Source organism: Herpetosiphonaceae bacterium, assembly GCA_036374795.1.
Classification (GTDB): domain Bacteria; phylum Chloroflexota; class Chloroflexia; order Chloroflexales; family Kallotenuaceae; genus LB3-1.
In genome coordinates this window covers 1-1,012 of the sequence record DASUTC010000298.1, presented here as the reverse complement: position 1 = coordinate 1,012, position 1,012 = coordinate 1, and the positions used below count along the sequence as shown (strand labels likewise).

Sequence of the window (1,012 nt, the reverse complement as noted above, 5' to 3'; positions counted from 1 at the left end):
ATCGATCGAGATGCGCACGCCGAGGGCCTTGATCCGGCGCAACGTCTCGAGGTTGGCTTCGGTATCCTGCATCAGCACGCGCTCGGTGATCTCCAGCTCGAGGTATGCCGCGGCCAGGCCGCTGCGCCCCAGGATGTCAGCGACGAGGTCGGGAAGGTCGGGCTGGCGGAATTGCACCGGGGACATGTTGACCGACATGCGCAGCGTCGGCGCCCCCGACTGCTGCCAGCGCACGGCCTGAGCGCATGCCTGCTCGAGCACCCAGGCGCCGATCGGCACGATCAGACCGCTGTCCTCGGCCAGAGGTATGAAGCGATCCGGGCTGATGCTTCCGCGCTCCGGATGTATCCAGCGCAGCAGCGCCTCGACGCCGACCATGCGCCGGCTCGCGATGTCGATCTGCGGTTGGTAATGAATTTCGAACTGATCGCGCGCGAGAGCGTGGGCGAGGTCGTTCTCCAGCGCCCGGCGTTCCCGTAGCTCGGTGTTCAACGCATCGTCGTAGAAGCGAAACGCGTCCGTGCAGTCGCTCTTGGCACGAATGCGCGCCAGGCGGGCATGCTCGAACAGCGCCTCCGCCCCCTCACCATCAGCCGGGCAAATGGCGATGCCGATCCGGGCGCCGACCTTGGTCAGATGCCCGTGAAGATCGAACGGCTCTTCGAACGATCTGAGCAGACGCTCGCACAGCGCAGCCGCGCTCGCTGCGCGTTCGATATCACATTGAATCACCGCGAACTCGTCCGCGCCGATCCGGGCGAGCGTGTCCGTATCGCGCAAGGTGGCCAGCAAGCGCGCGCCGGCGTGACGCAGCAGCAGGTCGCCCGCGGCGCAGCCAAGCCGCGCGTTGATCGCCTTAAAGTCGATCAGATCCAGCATCAGGACCGCGGTGCAGCGATCACCCTGCCGCCTGCCCTTGAGGATGCTGTGGAGACGGGTATACAAAGCGTGCCGATTCGGCAGTCCGGTCAATGCGTCGTAGTGCGCCATCTCCTCCGGCTGCTCCGGGATC

General features: G+C 66.0%; 1 protein-coding gene. It reads right to left on the bottom strand.

Annotation, left to right across the window (positions count from 1 at the left end; genetic code table 11):
- Positions 1-990, bottom strand: a 990-nt coding sequence (locus VFZ66_23235; protein HEX6292121.1) for an EAL domain-containing protein, incomplete at its 3' end; no start/stop codon positions are given.
- Positions 991-1,012 lie beyond the last annotated feature (22 nt).